This is a genomic window from Microbulbifer okhotskensis (genome assembly GCF_023895975.1).
Taxonomy (GTDB): Bacteria; Pseudomonadota; Gammaproteobacteria; order Pseudomonadales; family Cellvibrionaceae; genus Microbulbifer; species Microbulbifer okhotskensis.
In genome coordinates, this window is sequence record NZ_JALBWM010000450.1 from 1 (window position 1) to 310 (window position 310).

The 310-nt window shown below is 41.0% G+C and carries 1 protein-coding gene; it reads left to right on the forward strand.

The genetic code is table 11. The annotated features are described in order from the left end of the window. Positions 1-102 precede the first annotated feature (102 nt). The coding region (locus MO867_RS22880) for a hypothetical protein (RefSeq protein WP_252473435.1) at positions 103-310 on the forward strand (208 nt) is incomplete at its 3' end.

Consider the following 310-nt stretch of genomic DNA (forward strand, 5'->3'; position numbering starts at 1 on the left):
ATGACCAAACCTACTTTCGATATGAACGCTGCCGTTAAGGCGCTGCGTGAGGGCAGTTAGGGTAACCGGCTGTCCTACCACTACTCCCATCAAGGATTGATCATGAATCTTAATGACTTCACTGTTAACTTTAAGCACTTAAACAGGGAGAAACTTCTTGAGGATTGGGTCTGGCTTATAGGCAAGGATAAGCTTCCAATAATGGTTACTGCACTTGGTGATGCATTTCTTCAAAAAATAGACTCCGAGAAGATTTTGGTAGTGTTCAGAATTCTGTGTCATTTCTTTACTATTAGCAAAAAAGAGATGA